Source organism: Bradyrhizobium sp. sGM-13, from assembly GCF_018398875.1.
Classification (GTDB): Bacteria; Pseudomonadota; Alphaproteobacteria; order Rhizobiales; family Xanthobacteraceae; genus Bradyrhizobium.
The window spans coordinates 1-602 of the sequence record NZ_JAGWDK010000168.1 but is presented as its reverse complement, the minus strand read 5'-3'; the positions used below and the strand labels follow the sequence as shown (position 1 = coordinate 602).

Annotated in this window: 1 protein-coding gene; it reads right to left on the bottom strand. The window is 66.1% G+C overall.

Features of this window, described 5'->3' with window-relative positions; translation table 11 throughout:
• The coding region (locus KJQ96_RS38620; RefSeq protein WP_213291176.1) for an IS256 family transposase at positions 1-602 on the bottom strand (602 nt) is incomplete at both ends.

Sequence of the window (602 nt, the reverse complement as noted above, 5' to 3'; positions counted from 1 at the left end):
CTCGGCGGCGGCCTTGGTTTCGGCCATCCAGATCTCCTGCAACGCGCGTTTGGCCTTCGGCTGCTGGCTCTTCGGCAACTTGGCGAGCACGTTCGCGGTCTTGTGCACCCAGCAGCGCTGCTCGCGCGTTTTCGGCCAGACCTCGCCGGCGGCCTTCCAGAACCCGAGTGCGCCATCGGCAATGACGAGCCGCGGCGACACCTCGAGCCCGCGCCGCTTTAGATCGAGCAGCAGATCGCGCCAGTCCTGCGCGCTCTCGCGGGCGCCATCGGTGAAGCCGACCAGTTCCTTGCGGCCTTCCGGCGTCGCGCCGATCAGCACCAGGATGCACTGCTTTTCGTCTTCGAGACGTGCCTGGAGATGGATGCCATCGGCCCAGATGTAGACGTAGCGCTTCGCCGACAGATCGCGCCTCTGCCACGCGGTGTGTTCGTCAAGCCAACCGTCCTTCAGGCGGCCGATGGCGGATGCCGACAACCCAGCGGCATCCTTGCCGAGCAGCGCCGCCAGCGCCTCGGAGAAGTCGCCGGTGGAGATACCCTTCAGGTAAAGGATCGGCAGCAGCGTCTCGATCGATTTCGAGCGGCGCATGTAGGGCGGCA